Below are 17,409 nucleotides of genomic sequence, written 5' to 3'. Positions count from 1 at the left end.
AAGATATAATTAAACATGTCTTTCCTTCTCTTTTGTGTTGCTTAGTAACTCACATTATAGAAGGAAGGATTTTTTTATGCAAAAAAATCGCCTGGGAAATTTTCCCACACGATTTATTATAGAGCCTAAAAGTACCCGACCAAAGCCGAGTACTTCAATTTTAATATTATAAAATTATTATAGAACGCCCCAAACACTTTCCAATACGTTCGTCTGATCGCGACCAGGACCAACTGAGAAAGTTGAGATTTTCACGCCTACGAGTTCAGAGACGCGGCGAACATAATTTTTCGCTGTTTCAGGTAGGTCATCCAAATGACGAACACCTGTGATGTCTTCTGACCACCCTGGCAATGTTTCATAGATTGGTGTGCAACGTTGTAATGTTTCAAGGCTTGCTGGATAGTAATCAATCCGCTCGCCATCAAGGTCGTAAGCCACACAGATTTTAACTTCATCAAGACCTGTCAAAACGTCGATTGAGTTGAGTGACAGATTTGTCAAACCAGATACACGACGTGAATGACGCATGACAACCGAGTCAAACCAACCCACACGACGTGGACGACCAGTTGTTGTGCCATACTCATGACCAACTTCACGAATTTGATGACCGATTTCATCGTTCAATTCAGTCGGGAATGGTCCGTCACCAACACGCGATGTATAAGCTTTACATACGCCAACAACTTTAGAAATCTTAGACGGTCCAACACCTGAACCAATCGTCACACCACCTGCAACAGGGTTTGAAGACGTCACATAAGGGTATGTCCCTTGGTCAATATCAAGCATGACACCTTGTGCACCCTCAAAGAGGACACGTTTACCAGCGTCTAAAGCATCATTCAAAATCACAGATGTGTCAGTCACATACTTCTTGATTTGTTGACCGTAGTCATAATATTCTTCAAAAATGTCTTGGAAATCAATTGGGTCAACTTCATACATCTTCGTAAATTCACGATTTTTTTGCTCGAGATTTGTCTTCAAACGCTCAGCGAAGATTTCTTTATCCAGCAAATCAGCAATCCGAATCCCAACACGCGCAGCTTTATCCATATAAGCTGGCCCAATGCCTTTAATCGTTGTCCCAATTTTGTTATCGCCTTTAGCATCTTCTTGAAGTTGGTCCAATTTAATGTGGTAAGGCAAAATCACGTGCGCACGATCAGAAATCCGCAGATTATCTGTCGTAATCCCTGCATCATGCAAGTAAGCCAACTCTTTAACCAATGATTTAGGGTTAACCACCACACCATTTCCGATGACAGAAATCTTCTCCGGATAGAAAATCCCTGACGGAATCAAATGTAATTTGTATTTAGTCCCTTCGATAACAATGGTATGCCCAGCATTATCGCCACCTTGATAGCGCGCGATAACTTCCGCATTTTCACTGAGGAAATCCGTAATTTTCCCCTTACCTTCATCACCCCATTGGGTCCCAACAACTACTACTGATGACATATCTTCTCCTTCAAGATTCAAGCCCTACAGGCATCGCTAGAGATACCTGTAACTCGATACTCTTTAAAAACTTGCTCAAATTGTAACACTTTATTATATCAAATCTACATGGAGATTGCCACCTTGCTCCCTATTTTACCTGACTATGTGTCTGTAAAGTTCGGAAATAGCTGAACCTTTTGGCAAGTCATGGCTTTGAATCTCTTTTTTTGAAAATAGTCTATACCTTGCAAACTCTCCTCCGACATGCAATTAAAAAAAACCAAGGATTTTCAAACCCTTGATTTTAGATTAATGATGTACTTTGAAAGTAATGACTAATTATAGGGCTGTGATAAACGTGATAAGCCCAAAAACAATGCCAGGAAAGTTTGCCGTTGCTAATGCATAATCTCTTTGCTTTTTACATAAACCGTAAACAACCCAAAGTGTACAATTAATCGCTGCAACTAACGGTTGAATTGGGTTGCCTTTTATCCCCGACATATTATCCGCTATTTGAGGAATATATGAGACATACATCATGACTGACATCGTCGTTGCAACCCAGCTTAAATACTTAATCATTTTTTCTTGATTCATAAGTCTCCTTTTTAGATTAAATTGACTACTCAATATCATTCTTATTTTATCTTATCATAGTTCTATCACCATTGCAAAACATAACCGCCCAACACAGACTTAATGACGCCTAGTCGCAGTGTTTGTGAATCGACAACATAGAAAAAGAACCCTCAATTAAGGATTCTTTTTTGGCTTACATCATGCCGCCCATCAGATTATCTAATTCGTTAATAATAATCATATGTATAAAAACCGTATAAACACTGGCTTTTACCTACTTATTAGTTAAAGCATAATCATAAATAATATGAAAATTTAAAAATAATTTGCCCCTTTTATGCCCCTTATTTTATCGTTGGCTCTTTACCCATTTTAACATTTTCCGATGCCTTTTCATACTTTATTTTTTGTAAACAAAAAAACTTGCGGACGGTTGTCTACAAGGCCATTTTGTCATTTATTTTTGTTAAAAACATTATCTTTCCAAGACTCTTCTTGAGCTTTTTCTGTTTCTTCTTCTATTTTTTTCTCAGCTTCCATTACTAAAGTTTTTAAAAGTTCTTCAGACATATATTTAGCCTCCTATTAAATCATGTTGTGCAGCTATTTTTATTTCAATTTAGCTAACTTTTTATCAACATCTTCTTTTTGTTTCTCTAACATTTGTCTATCCGATTTTCGTTTCCATTTATATAAGACATCATGAACATGCTTGTATGGAGTAGAATCTTTAGTCAAATGATTTAACAAATCATCATGTCTGTCGCAAAATCTTATAAACACAGAGTGGACAGTCGGATAAACTACGTCATCAATAATTAAATCATTAGATATATAAGCGCACACTTGTTCTAATTGATTAAATATACCAATATACTCCGCTTTAATTTTACACTCCAGTTCAGTAGCGCTTTTTAATTCAGGTGGAAGATGTTCTATTCTTTTGCCTTCTTTTTCAAATACAATTTGTTGATATTCTAGAAAAGAAGATTCATACATATCTAGATATACTTCTTGACATTTACCTATTTGAGGTATTATACTCTCTGAAAATAACCTCAAAACCTCTATGGAATTCTTCATCATCTCAGATAATTCCGCCTGTTTGCTATCACTTTCTGACTTTTTGAAAGATTTTAAAGCATAAAAGACTCCGCCAACTCCTGCAACTGTAGCTAATTCAGATGCAAATCTAGCAACATCATCTGCCACCTTAAACCAATTGCTCACTATAGATTACCTAACCTGACGTTCGTATGTACTTATCTATTCTACCAGTTTTTATCAAAAATGTGTACTTTTTGGAACATTTTTCGCTATTTTTGATATATTTTTATCTTTTTTAAGAATAAAATACAGCATTTAAATATAAAAAAAGCCCTACAACCAATCGACTGTAAGGCTTTAATTTCATAGCTTCAAAAACTCATCTGCATTATACCAGATACGACCATAACCGCATTTAAGCACGATAGTCAAGTTTTGAACCCATGATTAAGTGGAAAATAACCATGTAATTCATTTCTGTTTTGGTCAAACTTTCTCCTGTAGATAATTGGTGACTTTTTGCTGCTGCGTCTACTTGGTCGTTGCCGTTCAGCACGCTATAAGTACCTCGTGACAAATTAAACAGCACAAACGTGCCATCCTTAACATACTCATTAACATCCCCACCAACACACTTTGCGATAAACATACTCAATTCTCCTTTGTTTGCTTTTGCTACTTCGTTTTCTACTTCTTTAGGTGTTTCAACCGTTCCTACACCATTTTCAATGTCATGTTTCAGCACGTCATAGCTAACACCCCATTTTGCCAAAAATGCTATAGGGTCAACATGATCGCTACCATGCCCGATACTGGACACGTAGTTATGCGTCTTAATACCCGCCACATCTGGTGTATCTAATGTTAGTGGTATGCCCGCTTGTTTGGCTAAGTCTCTAGCTAATTCAATATAAGCTCTGTAAGATGCGTTGAAGTCTTCTTGACTAGTCACTTTTTCGCCAAATTCGATAGCTGCATAAGTCTCAGCGTTCCAATCTCCCCCAACATCCCAAGCGCCTTGCCCAACTTCTGCTACTTGGATAACACGTCCATTATCGCCCGCCAAATGCGTGTAGTTGCCGTTTTGATAGTTTCTTGATAAATAAGCCACCTCATTATCTAAAGACGCTGAGGGGTTAGCTGTGCTATGCAGATGAACCTGTCTGAAAGGCGCTACATATCCGCTTGTGTTTTGAACATACTTATCAGGTATGACAATTCTGCGTTCTATTGTATATGCCATTAGTCCTCCTTGTCGTATTTTCCGGCTACCCAATTCAGCAAAATACCTGCAAAAGTTGCAAGTAAAGCAATTGTTCCTGTCACTTTCTCAGTGCTGAAACCATTCATCACACCAATACCAGTGATTACAGCAGTCGCAGCAGGCACAACCATTAGCAAGAATTGTTTGATGCGGTCGTATTGACCGTTTGTTAATTTTGGAAATTTCATTTTTAATTCCTTTCTTTGAACAGCGTTTTTAATTGCTCGTCGTGAGCGACCAATCTCTCGCTATGAGAGTCTAATTTAGCATCGTGAATTTTTAATTCGTCATGCATAGACTGTCTGTCTGATTTGCTAGCTTCCAAGTCTTTATTAAGCAAATCTAAACTATGGTTTACTTTGCTTAGCGTGTCTGTTATCTCGCTAAATGAGCTTACGACTGGTTTAGCAAAATATGCAATTAGTAAGATAATTGCCATCAATGAACCAGCATATGCGCCTAAAGTTTCAATGTTCAAGTTACAATCCTTTATCCTTTCTATTCTACTACCCATGCGCCGTTGACGTGGAAAGTATATCCTACATTCATGCCGCCCGTGATAAGTTTGATATTACCATCTGAGGTAACTACATAAGAACCCCATTGTCCATTGTTCCCTTGAAGTTTTATCGTACCCACTCGGCCAGATAGAGGCTTGAAGCCATCTGGAACTCTCACGCCGACAACGATCCCTCCTGATGTCCCCACATTAGATGCTGGTGTTATTTCTCCGTTTGCGAAAACCAATCCATCTTTTTTAGTAAACACAACTGACATACCCCAACCCAAATCAATTGTTGCTGTTTCCGTTTTTTTGAAAAAGCTCTTGTCAAGCTTAGTCAGAGCTACAGATGTCCCTGTTGATGTATACGAGTACAAAGGAAAAGTGTAGATCAGTCCACCAGAGTTCAAATCTTGCTGATTGAGGACGTCTACCAGCTCCAAGCGCAGCTGATTATTTACTGGTGCATAATTGCTCGTGCCTGGTGTTCCTGTTGATGTATTGTTCTGAGTCAGGTCAATCGTAATACACACATAACCAATCTTGTTAGCTTGCGCAGTCAGTTGCGCTTGTTGAACATTTTCAATTAACCTACCTTGCACAAGTGCCTTGCCTGATGACACATAGACATTAAGTCCCGTTGCAGTCACTGTCAAGCCTGAGATAACCTTGTTGTCTGAGCTTTGCGCCAGATAGCTGTATAGCTGTGCATCCGCTTCTGGCGTGACTTTCGCCTTGTCAAATTGATAACCTTGTAATGCCATAATTCCTCCTTTAATTTAATAATTCACTGAGCCTACTTTTTACATGACCGAATTTCAGTTTAACCCTGTCAGAATCACTTGGATATTCATATCCAGTTAAGACTGACTTATAGATTTTACCGCTTTTGTAAATTGTGGACAGCATGCCAAGTTTTAGTTTTTCAACGTTAAAAAATTCATTGTCTTTTGACATGGTGAAACTAATCTCGTGTGAGTAGTAGTTGCCCTTAAGTTCGCTGTTGGCTAAATCGTCGTAGCTTGGTTTGTCGGTAGCAGTCGTGTCGTATATAGCCACTTTAGTTGTTGTTGGCTTAAATACAGCTGGATCATTTACGTTACTTGTTATGTCGTTATTTGTGGTCAAATAGCGCTCAGCTAACACATTCGGCCCTTCTGAGTTAGTCGTATTTTTATTCACGATCAATAAGTGATTTTGCGTATTCTTGCCAACTTCCGTTGTGGAAACCTCCCAATCTTGAAAATCTGCGATATTATCTTTAAGCTGCATAGTATCAGTCACCGTTTCAATAACCGTCTTGATTCGACCGTTTTCAAACTTGTCAAATCGCCACACGACATTGTATTTCTTGAAGCCATTAATTGCATAGCTCATTAAGTTTGTTGCCTTTGGTGGCTCATCTGGTTGGTAGATGTGGGGCGTGTTTGTCTTGACTTCAATGTCTAGGATATTCAGATTTTTAGACGCATCTTGTAAAAGATAACGATTAACAAGATTTTTGAAATGTTGTTCAAAGCTTGACCCACTCATGCGAGTGGCTGGAAACTCAAAGTTTACAAGACCTAATAAGTCTTTTGCGACCACTTTTTTATCTTCATAGCTTGATATAACACCAAAAAATGAAACCGTCGTGCTGTTCATTACTTTAGCCAGAATGAAATCACCACGGACAAATGACGCATCATCTGGCAACTCAAATGTGCTGGCATCCTGTGTAATATAGTCTGGTTGGATAGCGGCCTTAGAAACGATAATAGGTTCTTGTGTGATTACACCTTTTCTGTCGATTATCCAAATATTAATTTGATCACTCATACTGTGATATACTCCTCTCTGTAATTGAATGACACATCACCAACATTGTGAAACGCCAAAGTTACGCGCCCCTCAGGTATCGTAATGAAATTAGACCTTGACAAGTCCTGCTGTTGATAGACATCCGATATCGTTCCGTCAGGCGCTATTAGTTTGACACGCTGCTTCTGAACAACACTTGATACAACTAACCGATAACCTTCTGGTACATTGATATTATAGCCATCAGACTGTAACACTTTTGACCCGTCCAATATTTCCCAATATGGATTTGTGCATGGACCATGTACCGTAATTTCAACTGGCGACCCTTTGGCAGAACCAATATACACTGAATTATTTTCAATCTGGAAAACACCTGATTCGCCATTATACTCAGACTCATAGACGTATGAGTATACGTATGAATCGGATACTTGTTTTCCTTCGTAAAATCCGGGTACGTAACTTGGATAATCAGTTGGTTTGACTTCACTAGATGACGGCATCCAAGGAGTGGCGGTTGAGCCTGGTTCTATTTTTAAGCATGAATAAAATGCGTTCATATTCATGTTAGCCGTCACAATAAACACTTTGACATTTGCAGTATTGTCATCAATGCTCACAGAACCCCAACTTAGGCCATTGGCATTATAGCCAACATTTTTCCCATAAACCGTTGCTAAGACGTTACCGTTTTTATCAAGAGTCTCTATCTTAATAACTGCCCGCCCTCGGAGTAAATCACTTGCGCGGTCAGCATTATTAATCATCACAGATGCACATAAAGCCCCACCAAGACTTTTGTCGTATTTAATATCAGCAACTTGCATATACCAATCGGTGGCTTGAACTACCTTAGTACTTGTTCCTGTCAACAAATTCAAATTCGGATAACTTTTGTCATACTGTTCAACTGGCATATCTGAGATATCTCCACGAATTAGCATTGGTTCACGGAAATACGTTGACATCTCGCCAATTGTTGACCAGTTCTGATTAATTAAATACAACTTAAAAACGCCATCCTCTGGAACTACGAAAGAGATTGAAGTAGTCTTGAAACCTGATGAACTAGCTGTAATGCCTAAATCGGAGTATTTATAATTCTTTTCGCCTGTGCCATAGACAGCTCTTATTACTGGTCGGTCATAGTCCGGATTGTTTTCGGTCTTGATATCAACACGAAAAGATAGACGTTCGCCTTTCCTGACTTTAAGTCCCCAGGCATTCAGGAAACTTGATAGCTTATTGTTGCTTGATGTCAGTTTCAGAATGTTTGAAGTCGGCTTATCGGAAGCAGGCCCCTGTAATTGATATGTTCCCTCTGTATCGCTCATATTCGACCAATCTTGCATATTGTTTAAGAAGTTAGGATTTGCAATCAGATTTCTAGGTTTGTTAGTGCCTGCGTATATCTTGCCATCACCTTCGGTATCTGAGTTTGGCTTGTAAGTTTCAGATATTTCTTTATAGAAAGGTGTGAGAAAGTCAAAGGTAACCTGCTCAAGCAGTACTTGATTTGTGTTGATATCTGACTTAGTAATCTCATTAAGGACGCAGTCTCTAAACAGTTCAGTTCCTTCTGTGATATAGACAAGTCTGTATGGTGGATAATTCAAAAACTCAACGAATTTTCGATATTCAACCATTTCTGAATTATCGTCACCAAGACCAAAGTAGAGGTTTAATTTCAAGCTAGAAGCTTTCATATCAACGCCACTACTTTTAAAACTAGCCCCAGCATTAAAAATATTATTTTCAATAGCTGCACCAAAACCTTCGGGACTGACAGAAAAAACAGAATCTAAATCATCTAAATCCACTAAGTCATTTTTGGCATTATATATTTTAAGATTTGTTCCAAAAATCATCTATACTCTTGACCTCCTTGTCATTTCTTTTTCAAAATGATCTAAGACACTTTTGCCATTTAAAATGACATCCATGTCCTTTTCATATATCAATTGAAGTAATTGAATCACCTTGCTTGTGCCAGGATCTAACACTGAACTTGACGTGTCAACCCTTGAAACACTTGTTGGTTTAAACGTTGCATTATAACCAATAAACGGTAAAGGCTGTTGGTTATTTAAACCATCCGCAAAATGTGGGAGGCCACGCTTAATTTTGTCAGTATCAGAAGCCTTGTCAATTCTGGTGTTTTTAGGCAAAGGTAGCATGACATCACGACCTTTTGGAATGAACGAGAATCCATTAGGAAGAGTTATCAATTCTTCGTACAAGGCACCTTTTTGGTCGTTTACAATTGCCCACTGGTCTTGTGGTAAGCCTGGTGTACCCTTAGCATTAAAAATCCCAGGTGGCAACTTTTCACCACCACCGACTCGCTCGATACCGATTGAGATTCCTCGATATTTTGGTAACTTATCAAGGTCTACAAGTACACCGTTTATCACCGAACTAGCTTGATTATCTGCGCTCAGAACTACAGGATTTGCTTTTGTTTGATTGAATTTGTTTATATTTTCTTTGGCAAAAGCTACTGGCTGACCAGTAGCATCTACACCATTAAACATTTTCATCAACGCTGGATATCTATTGAACTCCTCAACACTACCTGTACCTGTTAACACTTTATTTATCAGGTCTTTGTTATCTGCAATGAATTGTTTTTCATCTGGCTCTAACCTACTGTAATTATCGAACGCCTCCTGAGAACCTATAATCACATTGAGCAAGTCAGTGTTATCGCCTAAAAATTCTTGTTCAGCAGGCGGAAATTCATTGTATCTGCGAAGTGCTTCATCTGAACTCAAAACAGTATTTAAGAGTTTTTCATTTTTGGCCAAAAACTCTTTATCAGCTGCAGGCAATAGATTCCAACGATTGAGGTTTTCCTCAGATTCTAAAACCTTAGCCAACAAATCTTGATTATTAGCTAGTAATTCCTGTTCTGCAGGTGGGAAATCTTTGTACCGTTGCAAGGCCTGTTCTGAACTCAGGACAACTTTTAAGACCTTATCATTTTTAGCCAAAAATTCTTTGTCAGCAGGTTGTAAGCTATTCCAACGATTTACACCGTTTTCAGCTTCCATAATCGCTTGGATTGCTTTAGAGTTATTAACCCCAATCTCTTTTTCTAGTATTTTATACTGATTCCATTTTTTAGCATCCGATAGCGAATCTAAAAATGCAACTCTAGACTCATCCCCATCGACTAAAAGTTTTTTTTCGTCAATTGATAAAGTCTTCCACTTACTCGTTTCAAGAAGAGATTGAACTAATTCCTCTTTCCCTTCCACGGTCAATTTACCAGTTTTTGGGTCTAAATCGATACTATCCCAGTCACGTCCCATAGTTTTGAGGATTTTACCTAGATTTTCAGCTTCTTTTCCAGAATCCTCACCACTGTTTTTTACTAAATCAGCTACCTCTTGTGTAGTCCAGCCGTATTTTTCCCATGCGCCTGACATGTTTTCAAGACTGAACCCCTGAGCTTTAGTAAGTCTTGCGAGACCAAGAATCATGGTTTCTGTATTTTTGTGATTAGTACTATTGAGATTTTCCATCTCTTTTTTGTAACTTTCAGTACCTTCGCCGTATACTTCTTTTAGATACGATTTTTGCTTGTCGTAGAAAGACTTTTCTTTATCAAGTCCTTTCATCACATTTTCGGCTCTATCTTGTAACTGTTTATCTGATAGTTTAGAGATGTCTTTTTGATAGGCTGATTCAATCGCAATTCGTTGAGTTTTTGTAAACCCAGCAGATTTTAATTGCGCATCACTTAAACTTCGATAATTTTCAGCAATATAGTTCTTTTCTTCGGTTGAAAGATTGCGATTATTTTGGCTTGCATCAGCCATAATTTTATTGATAGTACCGACTGTTACTTTTGCACTATCAACTGTTTTCAGGTCTAATTTTGACTTATAATCTGCATATTCCTCAGCCCTTTTTCTAGCTTCTGGGTCTTCAATTTTTTCAGCGTTCTTTTTACGGCGTTGAGCTTCCTTTTCAACTGTTTTTTGAATAGAGTCAACAATATCGTTATTAGATTTCACAACATCTTCAGCTGAGCTTTTCACACCATCTGCATATGCTGCGACGTCAGCTTTGGCTTTGTTTCCGAGTTCATAAGACTTAGTAATCACTTTGTCTTGCTCTTTGGTAACTTCTGTCCCCCATTTAGCACCCGCCAACTGATTGGACTCATAGGCTTTATTAACTGCCCATATCCCACCAGCGACAATGGCAATCGCACCAACTGCAATAGCTGCAGGACCTGCAAGAGCGACAAGAGAAGCACCTAAACCGCCAACACCGGCAGCACCGCCTGCAGCAGCTGCACTTGTTTCAAACAGCCCCAAAGCACCTGCACCGAGTTTCAAGGCACCACCAATTGTTGATATTGCGCTTGTAACTTTCCCAATACCAACAACGGTAGGACCAGCTATTGCCACAAATCCTCCAATTTTCAAGATGCGATCAATATCACCTTCACTTAAGTTGCTCAGCGTGTCAGACAATGATTTGACAGACTTTTGAAGCTGTGGCATGTACTTTTCAGCGATATCAAGCAAAGCCTCACCAAGCGGCAACAAAGCTGTCTGAGCTTCACGGAAAGTGGATTTAGCACGAGCTCCAAAAGTTTCATTTTGTTGCTGTTTGACCTTTTCCATCGACCCTGCGACATTATCATAAGTACCATTAACATCATTCAATGATTCAATGATTTTCATGGCATTATCTTCACCGAGTGCAGACCAAACAGTACTAGCAAGCGAAAGTTTATCTTGTTGGTTAGTAGTACTTTCTAGGTCGCTGATGATAGATTTAAATACATCTTGTGATGTACGATTACCATTTTTGAACTCAGAAAATACGTCTCTCGTCCCTTGAGAGAAACTACTTAAATTTTTCTCAATTCGCCCATCATTAAGCGAAATCGCAAACTCTTTGACGAAGTCATTTACCTTATCAAGATTATAAGCACCTGACTTTAGACCATTATCAAGTACTGCAAACATGTCCTTAGCGTTAAAACCAGCCTGTGACCACAATTGACCATACTCAGCTAAGTTATCGCCTAACTCATTAGTCTTATCAAGACCAGTCTGTACGCCTTTGACGTATAAATCCATAGCATCATCAGCAGACAGACCAAAGTTAACCATCAACGAATTGATACCACGTAGCGACTCGCCCATATCTTGACCAAGTGTGTCACGTAAGACCATTGCGTTTTCGGTTACTTTTTTTATTTGGTCATCTGGAATATCACCAAGTTGTCTTTTGACCTGGATGAGTGACTCAGCAACATCATCAATGCTTTCGCCAAAGCCATCAGAGTAGATGTCCTGAATCGCTTGCTTGGTGACTGCACTTTGTTGTTCGGTCAATCCAAGAGAGCTGACAACTCGTGCATTAGCTGATTCAAAGTCTGATGCCATTTTACCAGCAACAACTCCTAAACCAATCAAAGGTGTTGTTATGCCAGCTGTCAAAGCAATGCCAAGCGTACTTAACTTTTCGCCAGATCTACCAACTTTATCCCACGCAGCTTGATTTTGTTCGAGTTTTTTATTTACTCTGTCAAACGCTTGGTCAGCTGATGAGCCGTACATCTCCATCTCACGCTTAGCCATTTTGAGCGTTGTACTCATCTTGACACCAATGGTGTCCCTGAGTTCTAAAGCTCGTTTAGTTGCTGTTTCAAGCTCTTTGGAGTCGACATCACCTAGAGCACGTTTAGTCTGCATCAAAGACTTGACGACATCATTAGCTGACTTGCCAAATCCGTCTTTGTAGATGTTCTCAGCAGACTTTGTTAGCTCTTTAGCGTCCTTTTCGGTTGTTTTTAGGCTTTTTTGAATTTTATTAGAAGCATTTTCCCATGAAGTCGCAGCTTTTTTAGACGCATTTTGAAATTCTTTTTCAATCTCAGTAGCTGCATCTTTGCCTTCTTTTTTGACAATTGACATGCCAACTTTGAAACCTTTTGAATCAGCTACAACTGGCGCTTTAAGCGTTGCCAACTCTATAAATCCAGCCATTAAACATCACCTCCATATCTTTGATATTTTTCAATTGCTTGCTCATCTGCAGATGTTTGACGAATGCGCCAACACGTTTCGAGAAATTTACGACCATCCTCACTTTTACTCATGTTAGCCAGCCATGCGTCACGCAGATAGAGCTTATACTGAGCATATGGCAGGTCTTGGACTTTATCCAATGGCACGCCAGAGTAGTCGGCAACTGCTTTGTAGTCACTTGTGTTACTTGTTAGATCCTGCTCCCACTGCTCTTTTTGAAAATACTTGTCAACTAGAGCATTCAAGACATTAACGTCTTGCGGAACAGGAATTATAAGTTTGGGTGTTCATCAACCTCTGAGATAACTCCAATCGCTGCACTAAGAATTGCTGTCAATTGTACAGAGTTCAGTTGTTCAACATCTTCAAGTGCGAATTCTCGGCCTTCCTTATTCGTATTGAGAAACTCTAAAGTCAGTTCGTAAATTCGAGAAAACTCATTTTCAGAACGGTTCACTTTATTAACAAAACGTGTAGACGGCATTGGGATATGTAATTCTGAGCCGTCAATCCAGATGAAGTCAATTGTTTTTTCTACGAGTTCTTGTAAATTGATTGCCATTTTTTCTCCTATTCAAAAAAACAAGGGCATAAAGCCCTTGTCGTTAGCTAATTAAACTGCAGGTAGTTCAATTTCAATCTGTGCCATGAAATTCTTGATGAATTCAATTGCGGAAAGTTCAGCGTCAATGACCGTCTCTTTTCCGCCTTGGAATGACATAGTAAAGCCGTTTGTTGCATTCGCTACCATTGTCAGTCTAATAGCCTTCCCGTCATCTTTTGTATGCACGAATCGAACAAGTACATTTTTTAGTGGGTTATTTGCGCCAAAAGTGATAGTCGATTTTTTACCTACAGAATCTTTAGCGATTGTTGCGTTTGTTAGCAATCCGATTTTGTCAGGGTCAAATGTCAGGATACCTGATTTAAAGCTGCATTCAGTTTTTGTAATCTTACGTTTCACGACTTTACCGTAAGAATTTTCTACATCATAGACAGTTGGTTTATAAGTGAATTCTGCTCCTCCTGACGTATGACCAACGTTATTTGAGGCTGTTTCGATTGTTACATTATCGGGAATCGCAGAGCCTTTAAATTCTGTCAAATATAGTTCTCCTGCTCCTAAAATAATGTCATTTGGTGATAGAGTTGTTTCTGCCATTTTAATTTCTCTCCTTTGTTTTCAAAACGAAAAACGTGGTTAGTTCCCACGTCTGATAAGTGTCGTTAAACATTGCACCGCCACCAGATACAGCGCCAGTAAAGGCAATATCTGGTAAGACAACTGCTTTGTTCTCTTTTTCTGTGCTGAAAATATCAATCATTTTCTTCTTGTAGCTTTCAGCTGTATCATAATCAGGATGAATACATCTAATTTCAAGTGTATCTTGGCCAACATAGCCTCCTGTAGCAGTGCTTATAAAGTAAATGATTGATATATCTTCAACGGTTGTGCTGAAAGATGGATATATCTTGTCTGTTAATTCAGGATATCGCTGTTCAATCAGCTGTTTGACTTGATAACCTTGTAGCATTAGTTAGCACCTCCAAGCAATTTTGATATGGTGCTTTGTTCCTTCTCAATCGTATCTTTAAGGTAAGGATTTGGTTTTGAGCCTCTAGTGTAGATTTTCTCCCCTGTTTTTGGGTCTTCATAGACCCAAGGTGTCTTACGCCCGTTGCCATCACTGGCATAAATACCAGTTCCTTGATGATGATAGATTGCATATTCTAAACTGTTACCAACTGCGCCATGGACTTCATCCCCAACAATTTCAACACCAAGAGACCTAGTATCAGCACGTAGTGCACCAGTGCCAACACCGACCCTTCCCTTAGCTTTTCCAGCTACATATTCCAAGGTCTGCTCCATATTTTGCATTAACAATTCTTGCATCTGATTAACCGAATTATCACAAGCTTGTTCAAAAGCTCTAGTGTCAGCCATTGGCAATCACCTCCAAAAATAATTGAGCTAAGCGACCCTCGTTGTTAACACCTTTTACCAGGTATTTCACACCGTCTCGTTCAAGCCGATATTTGCCGGCTATTAGCGTTTTTTTCTTGGTCAGACCTAAATAGTCGTACTGCTTGACACGAGCCCCAGAACTGCCGAATGTGAGCTGATTTTGGGCGCTCTGGTCATATAGACTAACAACTATCTGAGCATCTTGTTTAACCCAACCGTCTTTGAGAGAACCAGAAGGCCCTCTTACAGGCGTGCTTTTGTAGATGTCAAAGACTAACCTCTTACGTAATGGATTCATCTTCATCCTCCCATACGCCTAAACGTCTGTTAGCGTTAAGAATAGATGCTACACGAGGCGGTACATCATCAAGATAACTTGTAGAAACTCCTGAATATCCTTCAGATGCTAGCCCTTCTGTGCCAAGTCGATTAACCGCAATTACAGACATGCTGATCACTGCTGATTCTAACTGTGCATTAAGCTCAGGCTGATTAGTGTCAGCTAAGACCTCAAGAGTAACATCATCAATTATTGCCTGCAGCTTACCATCAGATAATTCATTCTCATCTAATCTTGCCTTGAGACGTTTTAACAAAGTTTCTATCATAGTTTCACCTATTTTTTACCTTTTTTAGGGGCTTCAACTTCTTCGGGTGGTTCAACTTCTGTCTGCTCACCATCTGACTCGATTAAGGGTTTACCTTTTAAATAGTCATGGCGGCCTTTATTATCATTAGCTAGCAAGTCCTTGATACGTTTAGGGTCATCACTCTCGTAAGTATCGCCAACTCGATATTCTTTGTCTCCATCTTTTAAATCAACAAACGCTTGAACAACTTTGTATGCCATTATGTTTTCCTCCTAAATTAACCGCCGGTTGTTTCGTAAGATACGTAAATTGCTGGGCGTGCTTTTTCCAATACGATTAGATCGTAGTAGTTCGTTCCTTTGATAGTATCACGGTTACCGTCACGGTCTTGTGATGCTGGAATGAGTGTCACATCGTTGTATTTTTCAATTGGTGCAGCAACATGAAGTGGCACAAGAATGAAGTTGATTTTTTTAGGTGAATCAACTTGTAAACGTGATTTAGCTACTTTGATGATTGGCACATCACCATCAAGCTGAGCAACTTTACGATTAATACCATTAATTTGTGCTTCATTTACTGTGAAGCTCTTAGAAACTTTATCGTTGTTCTTCAAAGCATTGTAATATTCAGATGAGGCAAACATAACGAATGGCCCTACAACTTCTGCGTCAGTCATATAGGTTTCCGCAGCATCATATGCAGTTAAAGAATTAGCAGTTGTGATTTTTTCAATAACAGTCTTCCCAACATACTTACTTGTAGAATCATCTGATTCTGCGGATTTAAAGGCTGCTTCAATCAAGCGCTTTACTGCTGTCTTATCTTTTTCAGGAGTAGCAATCAAACGTGAATGCTCTTCGATAATCGATGCAACATTATAAGACCCATTCTCTGATTGGTCAAGCACATCAAGGTCATAAGCCATCCAACGTTCTTTTCCAAGTTTGACAGTCTCTTTAGAAACATCAATCTTGGCGCGTGCATTAGTATCGTTACGTTTATAATCAGAAGCTGTGAAGCCTTTCATTTTATTGATGCGTACTTCTTTAGCTCCCGTGAAATCCGAATCAGTGACATCACTTGCTCCACCTTTGAGGACTTCCCACACTTGAGATTCTGCTGCAAATTCCTTATCAACCTGTTCAAGGTCTTTACTGTTTAAAATTACTGACATTTTCTATTCTCCTTTTGATTTTTCATAGGCCTGCTGGGCTTTACTGCGCCAATCAGTGCCATTACCATCGCCTGCCACTTTTGGTTTAGCAGGCGTTCTGTCTTTCATGATTTCACTAACAATAGATTCCTTGAAAGCCTGCATCATCCCTTTAAAGTCATTAAATTTTTCCAGAGATACGTCTTCTTTTGTATCAGCGATAAACTTAGCAAAAGTTTCAGGTAACTTCTCATCGCTCAACATCTTACGAGACTTGTCGACTGCATCACGGCTAGCTACGTCATGCTCAAGTTTTTCGAGTTTTGCAATTCGTTCCTGTTCTTTTTCGGAAGCTGAAAGTTTAGAAACACGGTCTTTTTCTTCCTGATCGCTTTGCCATTTGGCAAACTTCTCATTGATAATCTTATCGACATCAGTATCAGAGTACTTTTTGTCTGACTCTGCTGGATCGCTTGGCGTTTTTGGATCAGTTGGCTCTTTAGGTTCAACTGGATCAGCTGGCGGGTTTTGTGGTGCAGGGTCAACTGGATCAGTCGGATGTGCGAACATCTGCAAGTTCATTGGCAATAATTGTTGTTGTTGTTTCATGTTTAGTTCCTCCCATACCTTTTTACGTGGATGCATGCCTGCACGCTCCCATAAAGTTTACTGTCATTCATGCCTGGACAATATTGTTATACTAGTGCATATCCTGCTGTACTAGTATTATTAAATACTGCTTTACGAGTTACTCCTGTAGCCTTACCTGTATAAGTAAAGCTGAAACCTGTGGTAGTTGGTTTAAAATCTTCTACTTCAAAAAAGTGATAAGTTTGACCATTGTTTGTAAATACGATTAGTTCCATTTTCCGCCCTCCTCTGAGCAAAGGTCTTAGTCTTGCCAAACTGCACCAAAATTTAAGCGTTTTTTTGAAAAACAAAAGCACCATTTAAATATATTGACTTGAAACCAAGATTCTACGATACT

Annotated in this window: 21 protein-coding genes; all 21 read right to left on the bottom strand. The window is 39.1% G+C overall.

What is annotated here, in order from left to right:
- Positions 1–177: 177 nt before the first annotated feature.
- Positions 178–1,470 carry an adenylosuccinate synthase gene (locus HZR21_RS08755; protein WP_003138554.1) on the bottom strand — a complete coding sequence of 431 codons (1,293 nt, stop codon included), beginning with the start codon at positions 1,468–1,470 and terminating at the stop codon, positions 178–180.
- Between the two features lie 321 nt (positions 1,471–1,791).
- Positions 1,792–2,052: a SemiSWEET family transporter gene (locus HZR21_RS08750; RefSeq protein WP_003138553.1), complete on the bottom strand. Its 261-nt coding sequence runs from the start codon at positions 2,050–2,052 to the stop codon at positions 1,792–1,794.
- Positions 2,053–2,643: 591 nt separating this feature from the next.
- The gene (locus tag HZR21_RS08745; RefSeq protein WP_180747331.1) at positions 2,644–3,246 is read right to left on the bottom strand and encodes a hypothetical protein; all 603 of its coding nucleotides are present in this window, start codon (positions 3,244–3,246) and stop codon (positions 2,644–2,646) included.
- A gap of 250 nt (positions 3,247–3,496) precedes the next feature.
- Positions 3,497–4,324 carry a peptidoglycan recognition protein family protein gene (locus HZR21_RS08740; protein ID WP_180747330.1) on the bottom strand — a complete coding sequence of 276 codons (828 nt, stop codon included), beginning with the start codon at positions 4,322–4,324 and terminating at the stop codon, positions 3,497–3,499.
- The gene (locus tag HZR21_RS08735) at positions 4,324–4,533 is read right to left on the bottom strand and encodes a phage holin (RefSeq protein WP_180747329.1); all 210 of its coding nucleotides are present in this window, start codon (positions 4,531–4,533) and stop codon (positions 4,324–4,326) included. Before HZR21_RS08735 ends, HZR21_RS08740 begins: the two co-directional genes overlap by 1 nt.
- A gap of 2 nt (positions 4,534–4,535) precedes the next feature.
- Positions 4,536–4,859, bottom strand: a complete 324-nt coding sequence (locus tag HZR21_RS08730) for a hypothetical protein (protein ID WP_374940026.1) — start codon at positions 4,857–4,859, stop codon at positions 4,536–4,538.
- Positions 4,844–5,611 (bottom strand): hypothetical protein, encoded by a 768-nt coding sequence (locus HZR21_RS08725; protein WP_180747328.1) that lies wholly within the window; start codon positions 5,609–5,611, stop codon positions 4,844–4,846. Before HZR21_RS08725 ends, HZR21_RS08730 begins: the two co-directional genes overlap by 16 nt.
- Before the next feature lie 10 nt (positions 5,612–5,621).
- Entirely contained in the window at positions 5,622–6,665 is a 1,044-nt protein-coding gene (locus HZR21_RS08720; RefSeq protein WP_180747327.1) for a hypothetical protein, read from the bottom strand.
- Entirely contained in the window at positions 6,662–8,518 is a 1,857-nt protein-coding gene (locus HZR21_RS08715) for a phage distal tail protein domain-containing protein (RefSeq protein WP_180747326.1), read from the bottom strand. Before HZR21_RS08715 ends, HZR21_RS08720 begins: the two co-directional genes overlap by 4 nt.
- The gene (locus tag HZR21_RS08710) at positions 8,519–12,664 is read right to left on the bottom strand and encodes a phage tail tape measure protein (RefSeq protein ID WP_180747325.1); all 4,146 of its coding nucleotides are present in this window, start codon (positions 12,662–12,664) and stop codon (positions 8,519–8,521) included.
- The gene (locus tag HZR21_RS08705) at positions 12,664–12,951 is read right to left on the bottom strand and encodes a hypothetical protein (protein ID WP_180747324.1); all 288 of its coding nucleotides are present in this window, start codon (positions 12,949–12,951) and stop codon (positions 12,664–12,666) included. Before HZR21_RS08705 ends, HZR21_RS08710 begins: the two co-directional genes overlap by 1 nt.
- A 26-nt stretch (positions 12,952–12,977) precedes the next feature.
- Complete coding sequence (locus HZR21_RS08700) at positions 12,978–13,268, bottom strand: hypothetical protein (protein WP_180747323.1); 291 nt, start codon at positions 13,266–13,268, stop codon at positions 12,978–12,980.
- Positions 13,269–13,319: 51 nt separating this feature from the next.
- Complete coding sequence (locus tag HZR21_RS08695) at positions 13,320–13,868, bottom strand: hypothetical protein (protein ID WP_180747322.1); 549 nt, start codon at positions 13,866–13,868, stop codon at positions 13,320–13,322.
- A 1-nt stretch (position 13,869) separates the two neighbouring features.
- Entirely contained in the window at positions 13,870–14,241 is a 372-nt protein-coding gene (locus HZR21_RS08690; RefSeq protein ID WP_061774502.1) for a hypothetical protein, read from the bottom strand.
- On the bottom strand, positions 14,241–14,654 hold the full coding sequence (locus tag HZR21_RS08685; protein WP_180747321.1) for an HK97 gp10 family phage protein: 414 nt from the start codon (positions 14,652–14,654) through the stop codon (positions 14,241–14,243). The genes HZR21_RS08690 and HZR21_RS08685 overlap by 1 nt, the downstream gene beginning before the upstream one ends.
- Positions 14,647–14,973 (bottom strand): hypothetical protein, encoded by a 327-nt coding sequence (locus tag HZR21_RS08680; RefSeq protein WP_180747320.1) that lies wholly within the window; start codon positions 14,971–14,973, stop codon positions 14,647–14,649. Before HZR21_RS08680 ends, HZR21_RS08685 begins: the two co-directional genes overlap by 8 nt.
- Positions 14,957–15,283, bottom strand: coding sequence for a phage head-tail connector protein (locus HZR21_RS08675; protein WP_180747319.1), 327 nt, complete (start codon positions 15,281–15,283; stop codon positions 14,957–14,959). The genes HZR21_RS08680 and HZR21_RS08675 overlap by 17 nt, the downstream gene beginning before the upstream one ends.
- 8 nt (positions 15,284–15,291) lie before the next feature.
- Positions 15,292–15,525 (bottom strand): hypothetical protein, encoded by a 234-nt coding sequence (locus HZR21_RS08670; protein ID WP_180747318.1) that lies wholly within the window; start codon positions 15,523–15,525, stop codon positions 15,292–15,294.
- 17 nt (positions 15,526–15,542) lie between these two features.
- Positions 15,543–16,442, bottom strand: coding sequence for a capsid protein (locus HZR21_RS08665; protein WP_180747317.1), 900 nt, complete (start codon positions 16,440–16,442; stop codon positions 15,543–15,545).
- 3 nt (positions 16,443–16,445) lie between these two features.
- Positions 16,446–17,030 carry a DUF4355 domain-containing protein gene (locus tag HZR21_RS08660; RefSeq protein ID WP_180747316.1) on the bottom strand — a complete coding sequence of 195 codons (585 nt, stop codon included), beginning with the start codon at positions 17,028–17,030 and terminating at the stop codon, positions 16,446–16,448.
- An 86-nt stretch (positions 17,031–17,116) separates the two neighbouring features.
- On the bottom strand, positions 17,117–17,287 hold the full coding sequence (locus HZR21_RS08655; protein WP_180747315.1) for a hypothetical protein: 171 nt from the start codon (positions 17,285–17,287) through the stop codon (positions 17,117–17,119).
- Positions 17,288–17,409: the final 122 nt, after the last annotated feature.

It is taken from the genome of Pseudolactococcus laudensis (assembly GCF_013449735.1).
GTDB lineage: Bacteria > Bacillota > Bacilli > Lactobacillales > Streptococcaceae > Pseudolactococcus > Pseudolactococcus laudensis.
This window is presented reverse-complemented; position numbering and strand designations above follow the sequence as displayed.